The 20213-nt window shown below is 63.5% G+C and carries 14 protein-coding genes; 10 read left to right on the top strand and 4 right to left on the bottom strand.

Annotated features, from left to right (window positions below; all coding sequences use genetic code 11):
- Positions 1-22: 22 nt before the first annotated feature.
- From tssE to tagF, 10 genes are read left to right on the top strand one after another with little or no spacing between them, the layout of a single operon-like run.
- Positions 23-541, top strand: coding sequence for a type VI secretion system baseplate subunit TssE (gene tssE, locus HX812_RS02870; protein ID WP_038850289.1), 519 nt, complete (start codon positions 23-25; stop codon positions 539-541).
- The gene (gene tssF / locus HX812_RS02865; protein WP_038850290.1) at positions 538-2415 is read left to right on the top strand and encodes a type VI secretion system baseplate subunit TssF; all 1878 of its coding nucleotides are present in this window, start codon (positions 538-540) and stop codon (positions 2413-2415) included. Before tssE ends, tssF begins: the two co-directional genes overlap by 4 nt.
- On the top strand, positions 2400-3419 hold the full coding sequence (gene tssG, locus HX812_RS02860; RefSeq protein ID WP_038850303.1) for a type VI secretion system baseplate subunit TssG: 1020 nt from the start codon (positions 2400-2402) through the stop codon (positions 3417-3419). The genes tssF and tssG overlap by 16 nt, the downstream gene beginning before the upstream one ends.
- Positions 3412-6051: a type VI secretion system ATPase TssH gene (tssH, locus tag HX812_RS02855; RefSeq protein ID WP_038850291.1), complete on the top strand. Its 2640-nt coding sequence runs from the start codon at positions 3412-3414 to the stop codon at positions 6049-6051. The genes tssG and tssH overlap by 8 nt, the downstream gene beginning before the upstream one ends.
- Positions 6052-6057: 6 nt before the next feature.
- Positions 6058-8019: a type VI secretion system Vgr family protein gene (locus tag HX812_RS02850; protein WP_038850292.1), complete on the top strand. Its 1962-nt coding sequence runs from the start codon at positions 6058-6060 to the stop codon at positions 8017-8019.
- Positions 8020-8037: 18 nt separating this feature from the next.
- Positions 8038-9456, top strand: coding sequence for a type VI secretion system-associated FHA domain protein TagH (tagH, locus tag HX812_RS02845; RefSeq protein ID WP_177128212.1), 1419 nt, complete (start codon positions 8038-8040; stop codon positions 9454-9456).
- A gap of 27 nt (positions 9457-9483) precedes the next feature.
- Positions 9484-10815 carry a type VI secretion system baseplate subunit TssK gene (tssK, locus tag HX812_RS02840; protein WP_038850293.1) on the top strand — a complete coding sequence of 444 codons (1332 nt, stop codon included), beginning with the start codon at positions 9484-9486 and terminating at the stop codon, positions 10813-10815.
- 15 nt (positions 10816-10830) lie between these two features.
- Positions 10831-12102 (top strand): type IVB secretion system protein IcmH/DotU, encoded by a 1272-nt coding sequence (gene icmH / locus HX812_RS02835; protein WP_038850294.1) that lies wholly within the window; start codon positions 10831-10833, stop codon positions 12100-12102.
- A gap of 2 nt (positions 12103-12104) precedes the next feature.
- Complete coding sequence (gene tssM, locus HX812_RS02830) at positions 12105-15668, top strand: type VI secretion system membrane subunit TssM (RefSeq protein ID WP_050572497.1); 3564 nt, start codon at positions 12105-12107, stop codon at positions 15666-15668.
- A gap of 9 nt (positions 15669-15677) precedes the next feature.
- Entirely contained in the window at positions 15678-16223 is a 546-nt protein-coding gene (tagF, locus tag HX812_RS02825; RefSeq protein WP_038850295.1) for a type VI secretion system-associated protein TagF, read from the top strand.
- 35 nt (positions 16224-16258) lie between these two features.
- On the opposite strand, the gene HX812_RS02820 is transcribed toward tagF, so the two are convergent.
- From HX812_RS02820 to nuoM, 4 genes are all read right to left on the bottom strand, one after another.
- Positions 16259-16573, bottom strand: a complete 315-nt coding sequence (locus tag HX812_RS02820) for a DNA-binding transcriptional regulator (protein ID WP_033896843.1) — start codon at positions 16571-16573, stop codon at positions 16259-16261.
- Positions 16563-16913: a toxin gene (locus tag HX812_RS02815; protein ID WP_038850296.1), complete on the bottom strand. Its 351-nt coding sequence runs from the start codon at positions 16911-16913 to the stop codon at positions 16563-16565. The genes HX812_RS02820 and HX812_RS02815 overlap by 11 nt, the downstream gene beginning before the upstream one ends.
- A gap of 238 nt (positions 16914-17151) precedes the next feature.
- Positions 17152-18615: an NADH-quinone oxidoreductase subunit NuoN gene (nuoN, locus tag HX812_RS02810; protein WP_028616809.1), complete on the bottom strand. Its 1464-nt coding sequence runs from the start codon at positions 18613-18615 to the stop codon at positions 17152-17154.
- Positions 18616-18622: 7 nt separating this feature from the next.
- Positions 18623-20155, bottom strand: a complete 1533-nt coding sequence (nuoM, locus tag HX812_RS02805) for an NADH-quinone oxidoreductase subunit M (RefSeq protein WP_010209575.1) — start codon at positions 20153-20155, stop codon at positions 18623-18625.
- Positions 20156-20213: the final 58 nt, after the last annotated feature.

Below are 20213 nucleotides of genomic sequence, written 5' to 3'. Positions count from 1 at the left end.
CGTTTAGAGGGAGATCCACCCCATGGCTGAACTCACCAGTCGCGAACGCCTGCAACCGTCGTTGCTGGACCGTCTGAGCGATGACGACACCGAGCATGCCGTGGAGCCTCGGGACAAGCGCGTGCTGTCCATGCGCGGCCTGCGCCAGGCGGTGTTGCGTGACCTGGGGTGGCTGCTCAACAGCACCAGCCTGGGCAGTTTTCGTGACTTGAGCGCCTACCCACTGGCGATGCAGTCGGTGGTCAATTTTGGTCTGCCGGATCTTGCCGGCAAGACCGCCGCCGGTTTGGACCGTGACGAGCTTGGGCGGCGCATCCGCCAGGCGATCTGGGATTTTGAACCGCGGATTTTACGCAACAGCGTGCGGGTGGTGCCGGTGGCGCCCTCGGGGGCCACGGCCAGTCCTAACCAGATGGCCTTTGAAATCCATGGCGAACTCTGGGGCCAACCGTTGCCCGAGCGCCTGTACCTGAAGACCGAACTCGACCTGGAAGCAGGCGAGGCCAGGGTCTTCGATATCGAGACAAGGGACGTGCGGTGAACGCCAAACTGCTGCGCTATTACGAACGTGAACTGGCTCACCTGCGGGAAGTCGGCGGTGAGTTCGCGCGTGACTACCCCAAGGTCGCTGGACGCCTGGGGCTGGAAACCTACGCCTGTGCCGACCCTTATGTGGAGCGGTTGCTGGAGGGGTTCAGCTTTCTGGCGGCGCGGGTGCAGTTGAAGATCGACGCCGAGTTCCCACGCTTTACCAACCATTTGCTGGAGCTGGTGTACCCGCAATACCTGGCGCCCACGCCGTCGATGGCGGTGGTGCAATTGCAGCCGGACATGGGCGAGGGCAGCCTGGCCTCTGGGTTCAAGGTGCCACGCGACACCGCGCTGCACAGCCAATTGGGCAAGGGCGACCAGACCGCCTGCGAATTCCGCACTGCCCATGATGTGACCCTGTGGCCGGTCGAGCTGGTCGAGGCGCGCTACTTTGCCTGCGGCGCACACGTGGCGGGTGTTGATCTGTCGCGCCTCGGCGGGGTCAAGGCGGCCCTGCGCCTGCGCCTCAGGGTCGGTGCCGGCCTGACCTTCAGCGACCTGTCCCTCGATAACCTGCCGCTGCACATCCGTGGCGGCGACGCGATGCCGTCGCGCATCCTTGAACACCTGTTGGCCCAGGCCGTCGGCGTGCTGGTGATGCCGGTGCAGGAGCATGTGGACTGGCACCAGTTCCTGCCCAAGAGCGCGATTCGCAGTCTGGGCTACAGCGACAGCGAAGCGTTGCTCCCCACCGGCCCGCGTCAGTTCCAGGGCTATCGGCTGTTGCAGGAATACTTCGCCATGCCGCAGCGCTTCATGTTTGCCGACGTGGTGGGACTGGCCAATAGCGTCAGCCGCTGCAGCGCTGAACAGTTGGACGTGATCGTGCTGTTCAAGAAGCTCGATCCGCTGTTGGAACAAAGCCTCAGCGCAGCCAATTTCGGCCTTTACTGCACGCCGGCGATCAACCTGTTCCCGATGCGCGCCGAGCGTGTGCACCTGTCCGACCAGCAGTCGGAATACCACGTGATTGCGGACCGCACGCGGCCGATGGATTACGAGATCTACCAGATCGAAGGTGTGACCGGCTATGGCAGTGGTGCAGAAGCCAGTCAGACCTTCGAGTCGTTCTACCGCGCCAATGATCTGCACGCCCGCAAGCCGCCTAACGCCTTTTACCAAGTGCGCCGGGATGCGCGGGTGTTGTCCGAGCAACAGCACCGCCAAGGCCCGCGCTCCAGCTACATCGGCAGCGAGTTGTTCCTGTCCCTGGTGGACGCCCAGGAAGCCCCGCACCGCAGCGACCTGCGCCAGTTGGGCATCGACACCCTGTGCAGCAACCGCGACCTGGTGTTGAGCATGCCGGTGGGCAGTGGCCGCACTGATTTTAGCGTCGAGTCCGGCGCGCCGGTGCAGGCGGTGCGATGCCTCACCGGGCCCACGGTGCCGGCGCCATCCTTTGCCGAGGGCGAAACCGCATGGCGGCTGGTCAGCCATTTGTCCCTCAACTACCTGTCGCTGCTGGACCAGGACAAGGAGCAGGGCGCCAGTGCCTTGCGCGAGTTGCTGCGCCTGTATTGCCGTATTGAAGACGAAGCCGCCCACAAGCAGATCGAAGGCCTGCGTTCGGTGACAGCCGAAAGCATCGTGCGGCGCCTGCCGTTGCCAGGGCCGATCACCTATGGCCGTGGCTTGCAGGTCTGCGTGACCCTGGATGAAGCGGCGTTCGAAGGCGCTGGTGTATTTGTGCTGGGCTCGGTGCTGGAGCAGTTTTTTGCCAAGTACGTGTCGCTCAACGCGTTCACCGAAACGTTGATCAAGAGCACCACGCGTGGCGTGATCATGCAATGGCCGGCGCGGGTGGGCAGATGCGAGATCCTCTGACCCTGCTCGGCGCCCTGGAGGCGCACCCGGCGCGCTTCGATTTCTACGGCGCGCTGCGTCAGCTGGAGTGCGCGTTTGCGCACTTGCCGCGCATCGGCCAGGCCGCGCGCCCGGCGGATGAGGCCGTGCGGTTCGGGCAGCAGCCGTCGCTGGCGTTCGAGCCGGCGATGATCGCTGCGCTCACGCCCGGCGCTGCGCCCAAGTTGTTGTTGAATTTCTTTGGCCTGATGGGCGCCAACGGCCCCTTGCCGATTCACCTCACCGAATACATCCGCGACCGCCAACGCAACCGCAACGACCCCACACTCGCGGCGTTCTGCGACGTGTTCCACCACCGTATGATCAGCCTGTTCTACCGCGCCTGGGCCAGCGCCCAGCCAGCGGTGAGCCTGGACCGCCCGGGAACGGACCGTTTTGCGCAGTACCTGGGCTCCCTGATCGGCATCGGCCAGACGTCATTGCTGGACCGCAACGCAGTGCCCGACGTGGCCAAGCTGCACTTCGCCGGACGCCTGGGCCCGCAGACGCGCAATGCCGAGGGCTTGGCCGCGCTACTGACCGACTACCTCGGCGTGCCGGTGCGGGTCGAGCAGTTTGTCGGCCACTGGATGAAATTGCCCGCTGACGGCCTGTGCGCGCTGCGCAGCGGCCCCGATGCCGCCGTACTCGGCCAGACCACCGTGATGGGCAGGAAAGTCTGGAACACCCAGCACAAGTTCCGCCTCTTGATCGGCCCCCTTGACCTGGCGCAAACCCGTCGCCTGCTGCCCGGTGGCGACAGCCTGCAGCGCGTGCAGGACTGGGTGCGCCAATACGTCGGCCTGGCGCTGGATTGGGACGTCAACTTGATCGTCAAGAAAGAACAACTGCCTGGCTTGCGCCTCGGTTCTGCGCCCCTGGGCTGGACCAGTTGGCTGAGCAGCCAGGCCCCCGAGCAGGATGATCGGCAGTTGCTGATCAACCCGCGCCTCTCCATTACCCCTCAAGGACCTGCCCATGGCTGATATCAGTCGCGTCGCGCTTTTCGGCAAACTCAACAGCCTGTGCTACCGGGCGATTGAAAGCAGCACCGTGTTCTGCAAGCTGCGCGGCAATCCCTATGTGGAGCTGGTGCACTGGTTGCAGCAGATCCTGCAACTGACCGACTCGGACCTGCTGCGGCTGATCCGCCATTACGGCATCGACCCGGCCGTATTGGCCCGTGACCTGACGGCGGCCCTCGACCGCTTGCCCCGTGGTTCGACGTCGGTCACCGACTTGTCGTCGCAAGTGGAAGAGGCCGTCGAACGTGCGTGGGTGTATGCCACGTTGATGCTCGGCGAGTCCCAGGTGCGCTCCGGCCATTTACTGTTGGCACTCCTGAAAACCCCCAGCCTGCGCAACGGCTTGTATGGGGTTTCCCGTGAATTCAACAAGGTCGGTATCGATGACTTGAGCGAACGATTCGCAGCGTTGCTCAAGGACTCCCCCGAAGCCCGGATGAGCGCCAGCGACGGCTACCAGGCGCCCGGCGAAGACCTCGGCGCGCTGGCCCCGAGCAAACCGCAGGAAGCCTTGAAGCGCTTTACCGTCGACCTCACTGAACAAGCGCGTACGAGCACGATGGACCCCATCGTCGGTCGCGATGAAGAGATTCGCCAGGTGATCGACATCCTCATGCGTCGCCGCCAGAACAACCCGATCCTGGTGGGCGAGGCGGGCGTCGGCAAGACCGCCGTGGTCGAAGGGTTTGCCCAACGCATCGCCCGTGGCGACGTGCCGCCCAGCCTCAAGGACGTACAGCTGCTGGCCCTCGACGTCGGCCTGTTGCAGGCCGGCGCGAGCATGAAAGGCGAGTTTGAACAGCGCCTGCGCTCGGTGATCGATGAGGTGCAGGCCAGCGTCAAGCCGGTGGTGCTGTTCATCGACGAGACCCACACCTTGGTCGGCGCGGGCGGTGCTGCCGGCACCGGCGATGCCGCCAACCTGCTCAAGCCGGCACTGGCCCGAGGCACCTTGCGCACGGTAGGCGCGACGACCTTTGCCGAGTACAAGAAGCACATCGAGAAAGACCCGGCGTTGACCCGACGTTTCCAGACCGTGCAGGTGGACGAACCGGATGAAGCCCGCGCGCTCCTGATGCTGCGCGGCATTGCCGAAACCATGCAGAACCATCATCAGGTGCACATCCTCGATTCGGCGCTGGAAGCGGCGGTGCGTTTGTCCAACCGCTACATCCCGGCGCGGCAGCTGCCAGACAAGGCCGTCAGCCTGATCGACACAGCCTGCGCTCGCGTCGCCATCAGCCTGCACGCGACCCCGGCCGAGGTGGATGACAGTCGGCGCCGTATCGAGTCCCTGGAAACCGAGCTGGCAATCATCGAACGCGAGACCGCCATTGGCGTGGACACCGCCAGCCGTCGCGTCTCGGTCGAAGCCTTGCTGGCCAGTCAACGTGAACGCCTGGACGAAGTGGAGGGGCGCTGGGATAACGAGCTGGCGCTGGTGGAGCAGATCCAGCGCCTGCGCAGTCAATTGGCCGAGTCCGATGACCGCGAAGCTGGCCTGGCCGAGCTGCGCCAACTGCAGGACGAATTGATCGCACAGCAGGGCGAACATCCTCTGGTACTCATCAGCGTCGATGAACAGGCCGTCGCCTCGGTGGTGCAGGATTGGACCGGTATTCCCGTGGGCCGCATGGTCAAGAACGAGATCGAAAACGTGCTGCGCCTGGCCGACCGCCTGGGCCAGCGCATCATCGGCCAGGACCATGCGCTGGAGATGATCGCACGGCGCATCCAGACCTCCCGCGCCGGCCTCGACAACCCCGGAAAACCCGTGGGCGTGTTCATGCTCGCTGGGACTTCCGGGGTGGGCAAGACCGAAACCGCGCTGGCCCTGGCCGAGTCGTTGTATGGCGGCGAGCAGAACGTTATCACCATCAACATGAGCGAGTACCAGGAGGCGCACACCGTCTCCACCCTCAAGGGCGCGCCGCCCGGTTACGTGGGCTACGGCGAAGGCGGCGTGCTGACCGAAGCGGTGCGACGCAAGCCGTACAGCGTGGTGCTGCTGGACGAGGTGGAGAAGGCCCACCCGGACGTGCACGAGCTGTTTTTCCAGGTGTTCGACAAGGGGTGGATGGAGGACGGCGAAGGCCGGATCATCGACTTCAAGAACACCCTGATCCTGCTCACCACCAACGCCGGCACCGCGTTGATCAGCCGCCTGTGCCGCCACCCGCAAACCAGCATGCCCGCGCCGGACACCATCGCCAAGGCGCTGCGTGAGCCTTTGCTGGAGGTGTTCCCGCCCGCACTGCTTGGACGCCTGGTGGTCATCCCGTATTACCCGCTGAGCGACGCCATGCTCGGCAGCATCATCCGCCTGCAACTGGGGCGTATCGAGAAACGCATCGCCGAGGGCCACAAGATCCCGTTCACCTTCAGCGAGGACGTCGTGGAGCTGATCGCCAGCCGTTGCACCGAGTTGGAAAGCGGCGGGCGGATGATCGACGCGATCCTGACCAACTCGATGCTGCCGGCGATCAGTACCGAGTTTCTCAAGCGCCTGCTGCAGGGCACGCCGGCGACTCAGGTACAGGTCAGCGTGGAAAACGGTGAATTTGCCTATGCGTTTTGCGAGGCCGACCGGTAACCGACTATGGCGACCTTACAGATTCACCGTGAAATACAGCTCACCAGCGTGTTGGGCACCGACGTGCTGCTGTTTCGACGCATGCAGGCGCAGGAGGGCCTGTCTCAGCTCAGCGAATACCGGCTGGAGCTGTACAGCGAACGGGCCGACCTGAATATCGATGACCTGCTGGCCACCCAGATGACCGTCGCGGTGGACCTGCCCAAGGGCGGCAGCCGCTACTTCAACGGGCACGTCAGCCACTTCGCGTTCACCGGTCGCCAGGGGCGTTACGCCACTTACACGGCGGTGTTGCGACCGTGGCTGTGGTTCCTGACGTTGGCCAGCGACTGCCGGATTTTCCAGGAACTGAGCGTGCCGGACATCCTCAAGCAGGTGTTCGCGCCCTACAGCATTGCGGATGTCGACACCTCGGGCTTGAGCGCCAGCTACAAGGCGCTGACCTACTGTGTGCAGTACCGCGAGAGCGACTTCAATTTTGTCAGCCGCTTGATGGAACAGCAGGGCATCTACTACTTCTTCAAGAGCGCGGCCGGGCGTCACACTTTGGTACTGGCTGATTCTTACGGTGCCCATTCGCCCGCGCCGGGGTACGCCCAGGTGCGTTTCATGCCCGCCGAAGACCACGCCATGCGCGAAAGCGAAGTGATCTACGACTGGCGCATGAGTGGCGAGGTGGAGCCGGGCGGCTACACCCTGCAGGACTTCGACTTCGAAAAGCCCAGCGCCAACCTGTTGGCCAAGTCGACCCTGGCCGGCAGTTACCCGCAGTCGCGTCATGAACGTTACGACTACCCCGGCAAGTACACCGAGCGCAAACAGGGCGAAACCTACGCGCGCACGCTGATCGAGTCGCTGCACACCGGCACCCAGCGCGTCACTGGCGCCACCCGCGCGCGCGGGTTGTTTCCGGGCGCGCTGATGACCTTGACCGAACACCCGCGCAGCGAGCAGAACGCGCAATTCCTGTTGCTGGAGGCGCGCTATCGCTTGTCCTCGGACACCTACGAGCCCACGCCGCCGGACCATCCTGAGCCGGTGCTCACCTGCGAGTTCGTGGCCCTGTCGCGCCAGCAGCAATTCCGTGCGCCGTGTGTGTCGCGCAAGCCGCTGATGCACGGCCCGCAGACGGCCATGGTGGTGGGCAAGCAAGGCGAGGAAATCTGGACCGATAAATACGGGCGCATCAAGGTGCAGTTCCACTGGGACCGCGAAGGCAAGCGCGATGAAAACAGTTCGTGCTGGATTCGTGTGGCCCAGGGTTGGGCCGGCAAACGCTGGGGCGCGTTGTACACGCCGCGTATCGGCCAGGAGGTGGTGGTGAGTTTTCTGGAAGGCGACCCCGACCAACCGCTGGTGACCGGCAGTGTCTACAACGCCGACACCCTGCCGCCCTATGCGCTGCCGGAAAATGCCACGCGTTCGACGATCAAAAGCAACTCATCCAAGGGCGGCGGTGGCTACAACGAGCTGCGTTTCGAAGACAAGAAAGGCGCGGAGCAGGTGTTTCTGCACGCCCAGAAGAACCTCGACCAGCGGGTGCTCAAGGACTCCCTGGACTGGGTCGGCGGTGACCGCCATTCAAAAGTCGACAACGACCTGCGCGAGAAGGTCGGCGGTGACCGGCATTCCTCGGTGGGCGGCAATCGCAATGAGAAAGCCACGGGCGCGGTGTCGATGACTGCCGGCACCCAGATGATCATCGATGGCAAGTTGAAGACCGGCGTCACTGCCGGCCTCGACGTGCATATCAAGGGTGGCATGAACGTGGTGATCGAAGCCGGGGCGACCATCACCATGAAGGTCGGCACGACCTTTCTCACGATCACCCCGGCGATGATTCTCGCCTCGACCATTCCCATCCCCTTGCCCCAGGCCGGCACTGCCGCGACCGCGCTGGCGCTGTCGGCCGCCACCGGACCTGCCGGCGTGCCGTTGCCGCCCAAGGAGGCCGACGATGGCAAATAACCCTTACAGGAGCCCGCTATGAACCTGATCCTGCTGGTCAAAAGCTACCGCGACCAACCGATGCCCGGTGACGTGATCTGCCGGTTTACCGAGGTGGGTGGCTCCATCGGCCGAGGGCCGGACAATGACCTGACCCTGGACGACCCAGGCAAGTACATTTCGCGGGTGCATGCGCGCATCGAGCTGCGTGGCGCCGAGTTTTACCTGACTGACACCGGCAGCAATCCCAGCCTGGTCAATGAGCGTCCGCTGGGTAACGGGCGCGAGCGCGTGCTGGAGGAGGGCGATCGCCTGGTGATCGGTGATTACGCCCTGGAAGTACGCCTGGAGCAGCCAGCCGCCGTCGAACCCGAAGACGATGCCCTGGCGACGCGGATCCTGCCGCCGTTGTTTGTGCCTCCACCGCCGCCCGTGGCCGCGCCGCTGCCACCCCTGGAAGTGCCCCAGCCGTTGGTGCGCAACCCTGAAGTGGTGGTGCCGGTGCTGCTGCATGATGACCTGGCCGGTGCGCGCATCCTGGAGGGCGGCTCGTTGTTTGACGGGGCCATGCCGTTGTCGGACCCGTTGGGGTTGAATCCATCGCTGACGCCGGCGTTTCGCGGCACTGAAAGTGACCACGTGCCGCCGCAGTTGCAGGCGTTCAACGCGCCGTTGTGGCAAGCGGAGCCGCAGGTGATTCCGGAGGATTACGACCCGTTGTTTGGCCTGTCCACCCAACCCACGGTTGCCCCGGAACCCCATGTGGGAGCGGGCTTGCTCGCGAAGAACGATAACGCGGTCATCCAGGAACAACCGATCGTCTTGGAGACCTTCGCGAGCAAGCCCGCTCCCACATTGACCGCGTCCAACAGTGATGACGCTGTGTTGCATGCGTTGCTCCAAGGCTTGGGCCTCCCCGACCTGCACACCACCCGTACCCCCACGGAGCTGGCCCAGTTGGTCGGCGAAATGCTCCGCGCCACCACCACCGGCACCATGGATGTGCTCATGGCCCGCGCGCTGACCAAGCGCGAAAGCCATATCGACATGACCATGATCGGCGCCTATTCCAACAACCCACTCAAATTCTTCCCCGACGCCGACAGCGCCCTGACCCAGATGCTCGGTGGCGACTCGCCGGCCTATATGCGCCCGGTCAAGGCGATGAACGCCTCGTTTGAAGACCTCAAGGCCCATGAACTGGCGGTGATCGCCGGCATGCGCGCGGCCCTTGGCGCGGTGGTGCAGCGCTTTGATCCGGCACGGGTCGAGCAACGCCGCACCACCCATGGCGCGCTGGACAAATGGATGCCGGCGCGGCGCAAGGCGCGGTTGTGGGACCGCTTGGTGGAGCGCTACGAAGACCTGGCACGGGATGCCGATGAGGATTTGCAGCGATTGTTTGGTGAGCTGTTTTCCAAGGCTTATGAGGAACAGGTCGCGCGGATGCGCTCCTGACTCCAGCCCTTTTATTGAGAAGAATTCATGTCCTGGAATAACAAAGTCGTCTGGTCCGAAGGCATGCTGTTGCAGCCTCAACACCTGCAACAACATGACCGTTTCCTGCAGGCCCAACTGGAAGCCCGCGTCAGTGCCTTGCGTGCTTACAGTTGGGGTTTTTCCACGCTGGAAATCGACCCGCAGCAGTTGGCCATGGGCAAGTTGTCCTTGTTGTCGTTCAGCGGCGTGTTGCCTGACGGCACGCCGGTTGGCCTGCCTTTCGGCGATGAAATGCCGTTGCCCCTGGAGATCCCTAGCGACGCCCGCGACCTGAAAGTGGTGTTGGCGCTGCCCAGCCTGCGTCCTGGCGTGTCGGAGGTGGATGACAACCCCGGTTTTGAAAACTTCGCCCGCCATCGCAGCAGCGAGTACGAAGCCTGGGACAGCAATGGCCTGGACAGCAGCGCGTTGATGAGCATCGGCAAACTGCGCCTGCGCCTGGCGTTTGAAGGCGATGTAGCGGATGCCTACACCACCCTGGGCATCGCCCATGTGGTGGAAAAACGTGCCGACAAAAGCGTGGTGCTCGACCGCACTTACTGCCCGCCGTGCCTGGACATCCGTGCCGCCGAACGCCTGGGGGCGTTTGTCGATGAGCTGCTGGGCCTGGTGCAGCAGCGGGTCGAGGCGCTGGCGTCGCGCCTGACTCAACCCGATGGTAGCGGCGCCGCAGAAATCGCCGACTTCCTGCTGTTGCAGGTACTCAATCGCAGCCTGCCGTTGGTGCGCCACTTGGCCGCGATGACTGGCCTGCATCCCGAGCAGTTGTACCGCGACCTCGCGAGCCTGGCCGGTGAATTGGCGACCTTTACCCGCGATGACAAGCGTGCCTCTGCCTACCCGGCGTACCGCCATGCGGCCCTGGCGGAAACCTTCGCCCCGGTGATACTCGACCTGCGCCGCGCACTGTCGACGGTGATGGATGCGCGCGCCATCGCGATCCCGCTGGAGGAGCGTCAGTACGGCATTCGCGTGGCGGTGCTGCCCGACCAGGAGTTGCTGCGTTCGGCCACCTTTATCCTGGCGGTGCAGGCGCAGATGTCCGCCGAGAGCGTGCGCAACGGCTTCCCGCCGCAGGTGAAGATCGGCTCGGTGGAGAAGATTCGCGACTTGGTCAACCTGCAACTGCCGGGCATCGGTCTGCGCCCCTTGCCGGTGGCGCCACGCCAGTTGCCGTTCCACGCCGGCTTTACCTATTTCGAACTCGATCGCAGCAGCGAATATTGGCAATTGCTGAGCCAGTCGGCCGGCTTTGCCCTGCATATCGCCGGGGTGTTCCCAGGGCTGGACATGCAGTTCTGGGCGATCCGCAACTAAGGCAAGGTGACTGACGTGAACGACACTTTTGAAGGCGACCCGGATCGCACCCTGCTGATTCCCACTCCAGGCGGACGCAGGGCAGCACCGCCGGTAACACCGGTACAGCGCGAAGCCATGGTGTTGCAGGGCCAGGGGCTCAACCCGCTGGTGCGTGCCGCCAACCCGCTGTTGGACCTGGTGGTGCCGTTGCGCAGTCTCACGGCCATGCCGGATATGGAAAGCCTGCGCCAGCGCCTGATCCAGGCGGTGCAGGCCTTCGAAGCCCAGGCCCGCGCCAGCCAGGTCGACGTGGAAACCGTGGCCGCCGCGCGCTACGCGTTGTGCACCCTGGTCGACGAAACCATCGCCAGCACCCCGTGGGGCGCCGGAGTGTGGGGCAGCCGCAGCCTGCTGGTGACCTTCCACAACGAGGCGTGGGGCGGCGAGAAGTTCTTCATGATCCTGCAGCGCCTGAGCCAGGACCTGCGCACCCATATCGATGTGCTGGAGTTGATGTACCTGTGCATGGCGCTGGGCCTGGAAGGACGTTATCGCGTGCTGGATCGCGGCCTGGATCAGTTGGGGTTGTTGCGTGAACGCCTGCTGCACTTGATCAACCAGCAACGTGGCAATCAGGAACAAGACCTGTCACCGCGTTGGCGCGGTGCCGAAGCGCCGCAGGCCTCGATGTTGCGGCGGGTACCGTTGTGGGTGTTGGCATCGGTGGCGGCGGTGCTGCTGTTGAGCGTGCAACTGACCTACAGCTGGTTGCTCAATCGTGCGTCCGACCCGGTGTTTGCCCAACTCGGTGCGATCCGTGTGGCTTCGCCGCTCAAGGTGGCGGTGCCGGCCACGCCTGCGCCCGTGCGCCTGGCCGGGTTCCTCGCGCCGGAAGTGGCCCAGGGGCTAGTGGCGGTGAAAGACAGCGCTGATCGCTCGGTCATCACCCTGCGCGGCGATGGGGTGTTCGCCTCCGGCAGTGCCGAAGTGTCGAGCAACTTCGACGGCTTGCTTACGCGCATCGGCGATGCCCTGGCTACGGTGCCGGGGGATGTGGTGGTGGTCGGGCATACCGACAACGTGCGGCCCTCGGCGACCTCACGACTGGGCTCCAACTTTGACCTGTCCCAGGCGCGGGCCAAGACCGTCGCACGCTTGCTGGCACAACGGGCCGGGCCGGTGGAGCGTTACCGCAGCGAAGGCCGTGGCGAAGCCGAACCCTTGGTGCCCAACGATTCAGCGGCGAATCGCGCGCGTAACCGCCGCGTCGATATCACCGTATTGATCCCTTCCCAGGCGCAATAGCCATGAATTTTTCGACGCTGTTTTCGTTGTTATGGTCCCCGGTGGAGCGCTTCATCCTGTGGCTGCTCAAGCCTTGGTTGTTGTCGCTGATCGGTGTGGCCTTGCTGTCCCTGCTGGTGTGGTACGAGGGCCCGTTGCTGGCGTTCAACGGCAGCGAGCCACTGGCGCCGGAGTCGCGGCGCTGGGGTTTGATCGGTTTGTTCGTGCTGGTGTGGGCCGGCTATTTTGCCTGGCGCCTGTGGCGGGCCTGGCGTGCCAACCGTGGTTTGATGGCGGGCGTGGCCGATGCGCCAACGGTGGCGCCCGGCGTGCGTGAGTCCCAGGCCGAAGTGGCCGAGTTGGGCGAACGCATGCGTTCGGCCATGGCGGTGCTGCGCAAGGCCAATCCTGGCTGGAAGATGAGCGGGCAGTACCTGTATCAATTGCCGTGGTACATGTTTGTTGGCGCGCCGGGCAGCGGCAAGACCACGGCACTGACCCATTCCGGGTTGCAATTTCCCCTGCGCGAGGCCATGGGCAGCGGTGCCATCGGCGGTGTCGGCGGCACGCGGCATTGCGATTGGTGGTTCACCGATGAAGCGGTGCTGCTCGACACTGCCGGGCGCTACACCACCCAGGACAGCTACACCGAAGTGGACAAGGCCGCGTGGGGCGGCTTCCTCGACCTGCTGAAAAAGTACCGCCGCCAACGCCCGGTCAACGGTGTGATCGTGGCCTTGAGCGTCAGCGACTTGCTGCAACAGACCGACGCCCAGCGCCAGGCCCAGGCCGTGGCGATCCGCGCGCGCATCAATGAGCTGTACGAGCGCCTGGGCCTGCGCTTCCCGGTGTATGTGATCATCACCAAGTGCGACTTGCTCGCGGGCTTTTCGGAGTTCTTCGAAACCTTCGGCCGCGACGAACGCGCGCAGGTGTGGGGCGTGACCTTTCCGTTGGCCCAGCCACCCCAGGTGGAAACGGGCCTGGCGTCGTTCCCGGGCGAGTTCGATGCCCTGGAGCGTCAGTTGCAACGGCGTGTGCTGGAGCGTTTGCAACAGGAGCGTGACTTGTCACGACGCGCGTTGCTCTACAGCTTCCCGCAACAGTTCGCCAGCCTGGGCGACGGCCTCACGCGTTTTCTCAATACAGTCTTTGAAGCCAATCGCTACCAGGAACCGGCACTGCTGCGGGGTGTGTATTTCACCAGTGGCACCCAGGAGGGCAGTCCGATCGATCGGGTGCTGACCTCGCTGGCGGCGTCCTTCGGCCTCGGCCGCAAGGTGTTGGCACCGAATGTCGCCAGTGGGCGCAGTTACTTCATCACCCGCCTGCTGCGCGAGGTGATCTTCAAGGAAGCCGGGCTCGCCGGGGTCAATCACCAGGAGCAACGGCGCCGACGTCTGCTCGGCCGGGCGGGGCGCATAGCTGCGGGTGTGGCGTTCGTCCTGCTGCTGGTCGGCATGACCATCAGTTATACCCGCAACCTGCAACTGATCGCCGATGCGTCCAGTGCCGCCACCAACGTCGCGCAATTGGCCAAGTCACTGCCGGCCGAAGGCGATGTGCTGGTTACCCTGCCGCTGCTGAATGCCGCGCGCGCGTTGCCCAGCGGCTACAGCGACGACGACCGCAGTGTGCCGTTGCTCAGCCGCATGGGCCTGTACCAGGGCCACAAGCTCGGTGCGGGCGCGGTCACGTTGTATCGGCGCTTGCTGCGCAGCACCTTGTTGCCGCATATCGTCGCCAACCTGGAAAACGCCTTGCGCCGTGGCGATGCGAGCAATCAGGAGTTTCTTTACGAAACCTTGCGCGCCTACTTGATGCTCGGCGAGCGGCAGTTCTTCGACGCGCCTTCGGTGCAGGCCTGGGTCGATGTGGACTGGCGTCGCGAACTGCCCCAGGCCACGCCTGCGCAGTTGCAGCAACTGTCGGACCATGTTGCGGCGCTGCTGGAAGCTGACGACGAGGCCGAGCCGGTGCAACTGGACAGCGCGTTGGTGGCCAAGGTGCGCCTGGCGCTGGCGAGTATGCCGTTGTCCCAGCGCATCTATAACCGGGTGAAGCGCCAGGTCGATCAGCAACACCTGCCCGAGCTGAGTGTGAACAGTGCGGTGGGGCGGGATGTTTCGTCGCTGATGACCCGTGCCAGTGGCGAGCCGTTGTCCCGTGGGGTGAGTGGCGTCTACAGCATCGCCGGCTACCGAGAACTGACTCGCAAGACCCCGCAGGCCGTGGCCGAGATGGCCAAGGACAGTTGGGTGCTGGACCGCCAGGAGTCGGCGCAGATTGCCGGCGCCATCCCGGCCATGCAGGCGGCGGTGCTGGAGCTTTACTACGCCGATTACATCCGCCAATGGGACAGTTTCCTCGCGGATGTGCACCTGGCACCGTTGACCAGCCTTGGCCAGGCCTCGTTGGTGACCAATGTGCTCGCCGCCAGTGATTCACCGTTGCGCGCGTTGCTGGTGGCGGTGTCGAAGGAGACCACGCTGGAGGGGGCGTTGACCTCGACCACAGTCAAGGACACCGATCAGCGCGTGCGCGACAAGATCGCTGCGGCCACGCAAAAGCTGCAATCGGCGCTGGGTGGCGATAGCCCGGCACCGGTGGCGGACGCGTCGGCCAACCCGGTGGACCAGCATTTCGCCGCGCTGCATCGCTTGGTGGGCAACGGCACCGGCCCGCAGCCGGTGGATGAGGTGTTGGCGTCGTTGAAGGACGCCGGGCAATTCTTCGACAGCGCTGACGCCGCGCGCCGCAGTGCTGCGCCGGCACCTTCCAACGAGGTGTTGGGGCGCTTGAAACGCTCGGGTGACACGCAGCCTGCGCCGTTGTCGACGCTGCTGCGGGATGTGGAATCGGGGGGCACGGCGCTGACCCTTGGCAATGAAAAAGCCCGGTTGAATGCACTATGGGAGGCGAGCGGCGCACCGTTCTGTCGGGCGGCCATCGATGGGCGTTATCCGCTGGTGCGCAGCTCGGCCCGCGATGCCACCGCCGATGACTTCGGCAAGTTTTTCGGCCCAGGTGGGTTGATGGACGATTTTTTCAGCAAAAACCTTGCGGCGTATGTCGACATGAGCGGCAGCCAGTGGCGTTGGCGTTCAACTGGCGTGACGCCGCTGAATATCTCCCAGGATGTACTCAATCAATTCCAGCGTGGCGCCAGGTTGCGCGATATGTTCTTCGTGGCCGGTGCGCGCCAGCCGTCCATGCGTTTTGACTTGAAACCCCTGGGGGCAGACCCGGCACTGAGCAAGGTCACGCTGGATATCGATGGCCAGCCGGTGGTGTTTGACGCCGGAACTGTGCCCGACTTTGCCAGTATCTCGCTGCCCAGCGGCAAGTCCGGCGGCCTGGTGCGTCTGGACGCCACGCCAGGGCTGGCCAGCCCACTGCGCAGTGACGGCCCCTGGGGTTGGCTGCGCATGATGGACAAGGCTGTGGTGAACACCCAGGGCGAACAGCTGCAACTGACCTTCAACCTGGAAGGCCATCGGGTGGCGTATCTGCTGCGCGCTAGCAGTGTGATCAACCCATTCCGCCGCGACAGCTTCGAGCCGTTCCATTGCCCGGGCAGCTTTTAGGAAACCACCATGAATGGATTTTTCGGCAAGGTTCCCACCCTGGGAGACTTTGTCAGTCGTCGCTTGGCACCGGAATTCCTTGGCCCGTGGGACGCCTGGTTGCAGGCCGGTTTGCAGTGCAGTCATGAGCGTCTGGGCGAGCAATGGCTGGAGGTGTATCTGTGCAGTCCGATCTGGCACTTTGCGTTGACGGCGGGTGTATTTGGTGAACAAGGCTGGGCCGGGGTGATGATTCCCAGTGTGGATCGGGTGGGGCGCTATTTTCCACTGACCGTTGCTGCGGCAGTTGGAGACGGGCTGCTGTTGGATGCGACCTGGCATGGTGAGGTGGAGCGCTTGGCGTTGTCAGCCTTGAGCGAGGCGTTTTCCCTCGAAGTATTTGATGAGTCAGTACAGGCGTTGCCATTGCCCATGCTTATCGAACGAGCAGATCCCGCCATGCGGGTGTTGTTCTGGAGCGAAGGTTCCCCCCACGTTGCGCCGACGCGTTGGGAAGGGGAGGGATTGCCCGATGCTGAGACCTATGCCGACATGCTCGGCGGCCCATGGCCCTGAATGAAAAAGCCCCGAACCTGTCGGGGCTTTGCTGATCAACCCAATGCAGCAAGTTGCGCCACGGTTTCCGGGAAACGTGCCACCAGGCGGATCAGCGTAGCAGCCTGGGCGTTCGGCTTGGCCCGGCCTTGCTCCCAGTTTTCCAGGGTGCGGGTGTTGGTGCGCAGGTACATGGCGAACACCGACCGGGAGAGGTTGAGTTGTTGGCGCACCGCGACCACTTCCTCGGCGGTGAGTGGCGCCAGGTTTTTGAGGTGAACCTTGTGGGTTCGCAGGGTGACTTTGCCTTGGCGTTCGTCTGCCAGGGCGTCGAAGCCTTCGACCAGTTCGGAAAAGATTTCACGTTTCATGATGTGTTCTCGCTTTGATTTCCCTGTCCAGCAGGTGTTTTAGGGCTTTTTTGTGCTGTGGTGTCAGGTCATCCTGTTCGTGCTTGCCGTACAGGGTGAACAGCCAGAACTGCGTGCCGCCCGACCACCAGTAGTAAATGACCCGCAGGCCACCGCGCTTGCCTTTGTTGCGTCGCTCATCGACGAAGCGAACCTTGCGCAGTCCGCCTGTTCCCTCGATCACATCTCCTGCTTCCGGGTTTTTCATCAACTCTTGTTGAAAACCCTGGAAAAGCTCGTCACTCAGATAGTCCTTGCGATGCCGCTCGAAGGCCGGCAGTTCGATAAATAGAGCATCCATGTTCTGTACGTAGCCTGCGTATAGTTTGGTGGCCCACCCGCGATGGGTCAAGTGACCCTGCTGTGGGAACTTTCCTAAAACGCAGACACCATACGGCGGCCTTCATCGAGTAGATGCCGGATGAGGAGGCAGATGGCTGAGGAAATTTCCGTGAATAGGGGAGGGTAAAAGCCACTCCCCCAGAAACGCAAAACGGCGCCCGAAGGCGCCGTTTTGTTGACTGCATCCCGCTAAGCGATCAAACGCCCAGTACCGCGTGCTGCACCAGGGTGAGCAACGGTTGTGGGTACACGCCCAGGAAGAACGCGAGCAGGGCGATGGCCAGCAGCATCACGCCGCCTGCCTTCTGCTCCCAATGCAGCTCGGCGTCCACACGGCGCAGGTTTGGCTCGATCAGGTACAGGGTGACCATCACGCGCAGGTAGTAGAACACGCCAATCGCGGAGCCCAGTACCAGCGAGGCAACCAGCCACCATTCATGGGCTTCAACACCGGTGGCGACGATGTAGAACTTACCGATGAAGCCTGCGGTCAGCGGGATACCGGCCAGGGACAGCATCATCACGGTCAGTACGGCGGTCAGGTACGGACGGCGCCAGAACAGGCCGCGGTATTCGTACAGGGCGTCGGCGTCACGGCCTTTGAACGGCGAGGACATCAACGTGATCACGCCGAATGCACCGAGGCTTGTGATCACGTAGGTGACCAGGTACACGCCCATGGCTTCCACGGCCAGGCCTTTGCTCGCCACCAGGGCGATCAGCAGGTAGCCGAAGTGCGCGATGGAGGAGTAACCCAGCAGACGCTTGAGGTTGTTCTGGGTCAGGGCCAGCAGGTTACCGAACAGGATCGACGCGATGGCGATCACGGTCAGCACGGTGCTCAGCACACCGGTGTTGGCAGCAGGGGAGATCTGGAACAGACGCACCATCACCGCAAACACAGCAACCTTCGACGCGGTGGCCAGGAACGCCGCCACCGGCGCCGGGGCGCCTTCGTACACGTCCGGGGTCCACAGGTGGAACGGCACCAGCGACAGCTTGAACGCCAGGCCGATCAACATCATGGCCAGGCCCAGTTGGGCGATTGGCGCAGGCATGTTGGTAGTGGCCAGGGCGTGACCGATACCGGTGAAGCTCAGGCTGCCAGCTTCGGCGTAGAGCAGGGCCATACCGAACAACAGGAACGCGGAACCGGCGGCCGACAGCACCATGTACTTGATGCCGGCTTCCAGCGAGCGCTTGTTGAAGAAGGCGTAGGCCACCAGGCCGTAGGTCGGGATCGACAGCAGTTCCAGGCCGATGAACAGGCCCGCCAGGTGCTGTGCGCTGACCAGCACGATACCGCCGGCCGCAGCCAGCAGGATCAGCAGGTACAGCTCTTCCTTGTTGCCTGGGTAACCGGTGCCGCCTTCGCCCATGTAGGCGTGGGCGAGGGTGACGCAGGCGAGGGTCGCGACCAGGATCAGCGCGATATACAGCAGGGCGAAGTCATCCACCATCATCAACGGCGTGACCGCCAATGGCGCGACCTTGAGGGCCGGGATGATCGACAGCAGGGCCAGGTTCAGACCCGCACAGGACAGCAGGAACGTTTGCGAATGATTGCGGCGCCAGGCGATTGCCAGCATCACCACCACGATGGTGAGGCTGGTAATCAGCAGCGGCGCAAGCGCGATAAAGTGTTGGATCGTGAATTCCATAGCGCTCTTACCGGGCCGAAGCGAGTTGAGAGAAGGCGGTGCCGAACCACTGCTGCACGCCATGCATCGTTGCGGCAGAAGTGTCCAGGAACGGTTGCGGGTACACGCCGATGTAGATCAGCAGCACCGCAAGGCCGAGCACCATGATCAGTTCGCGAGCATCCATCCCTTGCAGGACGGTGTCGGACTTGGCCGGGCCGAAGTAGGCGCGGTGGATCATGATCAGCGAGTAGACCGAACCAAACACCAGGCCGGAGGTAGCAATCGCACTGATCCACGGTGTTTGCACGAATGCACCCATCAGGATCAGGAACTCGCCGATGAAGTTGCCGGTGCCCGGCAAGCCCAGGGACGCGGCGGCGAAGAACAGGCTGATCGCCGGCAGGTACGCGATGCGCGACCACACACCACCCATTTCACGCATGTCACGGGTATGCAGGCGCTCGTACAGCTGGCCACTCAGGATAAAGAGGGCAGCGGCCGAGACACCGTGGGCCAGCATCTGGATTACGGCGCCTTGCAGCGCCAGTTGGCTGCCGGAGTAGATGCCGATCAGCACGAAGCCCATGTGGGAAACGGACGAGAAGGCAATCAGACGCTTGATGTCGGTTTGTGCGAAGGCCAGGAACGCACCGTAGAAGATCCCGATCAGACCCAGGGTCATGGCGATCGGCGCGAACTCGGCCGAGGCATTCGGGAACAGCGGCAGGGCGAAACGCAACAGGCCGTAGGCAGCGGTTTTCAGCAGGATACCGGCCAGGTCCACGGAACCTGCGGTCGGCGCCTGGGCGTGAGCGTCAGGCAACCAGGAGTGGAACGGCACCACCGGCAGCTTCACCGCGAACGCGATGAAGAAGCCCAGCATCAGGATGTACTCGGTGGTCAGGGACATCTTGGTTTTCAACAGGTCGGCGTAGTTGAAGGTAATCACGCCGGTGTTGTTGAAGTTGACCAGTACCAGGCCCAGGATCGCCACCAACATGATCAGGCCGGAAGCCTGGGTGAAGATGAAGAACTTGGTCGCCGCGTAGATCCGGGTTTTCTTGCCGTCCGAAGAACTGTGACCCCAGAGCGCGATGAGGAAGTACATCGGCACCAGCATCATTTCCCAGAAGAAGAAGAACATGAACAGGTCGAGGGCGAGGAACACGCCGACAACGCCGCCCAGGATCCACATCAGGTTCAGGTGGAAGAAGCCCACGTGACGCTGGATCTCTTTCCAGGAGCAGAGTACCGAGAGGATACCCAGCAGGCCGGTCAGCAGGATCATCAACAGCGACAGGCCGTCGAGGGCCAGGTGCACGTTGATGCCGAAGCGCTGGATCCACACGTGCTTGAATTCAAGCGCGAAGGTTGGATCGACACCCGGTGCCGGAGCAAATGAATAGTCGCCATGGGCCCACAGCCAGAGGCCAAGAGCGAGTTCCAGGGACATGGTCAGCAACGCAATCCAGCGGGGGAGGGTGGCGCCGAAGCGTTCACCCATCCAGCAGAGCAGGCCGCCGATAAAGGGGATCAGGATTAGCCAGGGCAGAATCATGACAGGCTCGTTTCCTTTCGCAAGTTCGCAAAGTTGGCAATGTTCGCAAGGTTCATAG

It is taken from the genome of Pseudomonas sp. IPO3749, from assembly GCF_013386605.1.
Lineage (GTDB): Bacteria > Pseudomonadota > Gammaproteobacteria > Pseudomonadales > Pseudomonadaceae > Aquipseudomonas > Aquipseudomonas azotoformans_A.
This window is presented reverse-complemented; position numbering and strand designations above follow the sequence as displayed.

Bases quoted from the DNA above. Each gene is read 5' to 3' on its own strand.
- tssH (WP_038850291.1), top strand. From the start codon at position 3,412: ATGGCTGATATCAGTCGCGTCGCGCTTTTCGGCAAACTCAACAGCCTG.
- tssE (WP_038850289.1), top strand. From the start codon at position 23: ATGGCTGAACTCACCAGTCGCGAACGCCTGCAACCGTCGTTGCTGGAC.
- tagH (WP_177128212.1), top strand. From the start codon at position 8,038: ATGAACCTGATCCTGCTGGTCAAAAGCTACCGCGACCAACCGATGCCC.
- nuoM (WP_010209575.1), bottom strand. From the start codon at position 20,155: ATGATTCTGCCCTGGCTAATCCTGATCCCCTTTATCGGCGGCCTGCTC.
- tssG (WP_038850303.1), top strand. From the start codon at position 2,400: ATGCGAGATCCTCTGACCCTGCTCGGCGCCCTGGAGGCGCACCCGGCG.
- HX812_RS02850 (WP_038850292.1), top strand. From the start codon at position 6,058: ATGGCGACCTTACAGATTCACCGTGAAATACAGCTCACCAGCGTGTTG.
- HX812_RS02815 (WP_038850296.1), bottom strand. From the start codon at position 16,913: ATGGATGCTCTATTTATCGAACTGCCGGCCTTCGAGCGGCATCGCAAG.
- tssM (WP_050572497.1), top strand. From the start codon at position 12,105: ATGAATTTTTCGACGCTGTTTTCGTTGTTATGGTCCCCGGTGGAGCGC.
- tssK (WP_038850293.1), top strand. From the start codon at position 9,484: ATGTCCTGGAATAACAAAGTCGTCTGGTCCGAAGGCATGCTGTTGCAG.
- HX812_RS02820 (WP_033896843.1), bottom strand. From the start codon at position 16,573: ATGAAACGTGAAATCTTTTCCGAACTGGTCGAAGGCTTCGACGCCCTG.
- nuoN (WP_028616809.1), bottom strand. From the start codon at position 18,615: ATGGAATTCACGATCCAACACTTTATCGCGCTTGCGCCGCTGCTGATT.
- tagF (WP_038850295.1), top strand. From the start codon at position 15,678: ATGAATGGATTTTTCGGCAAGGTTCCCACCCTGGGAGACTTTGTCAGT.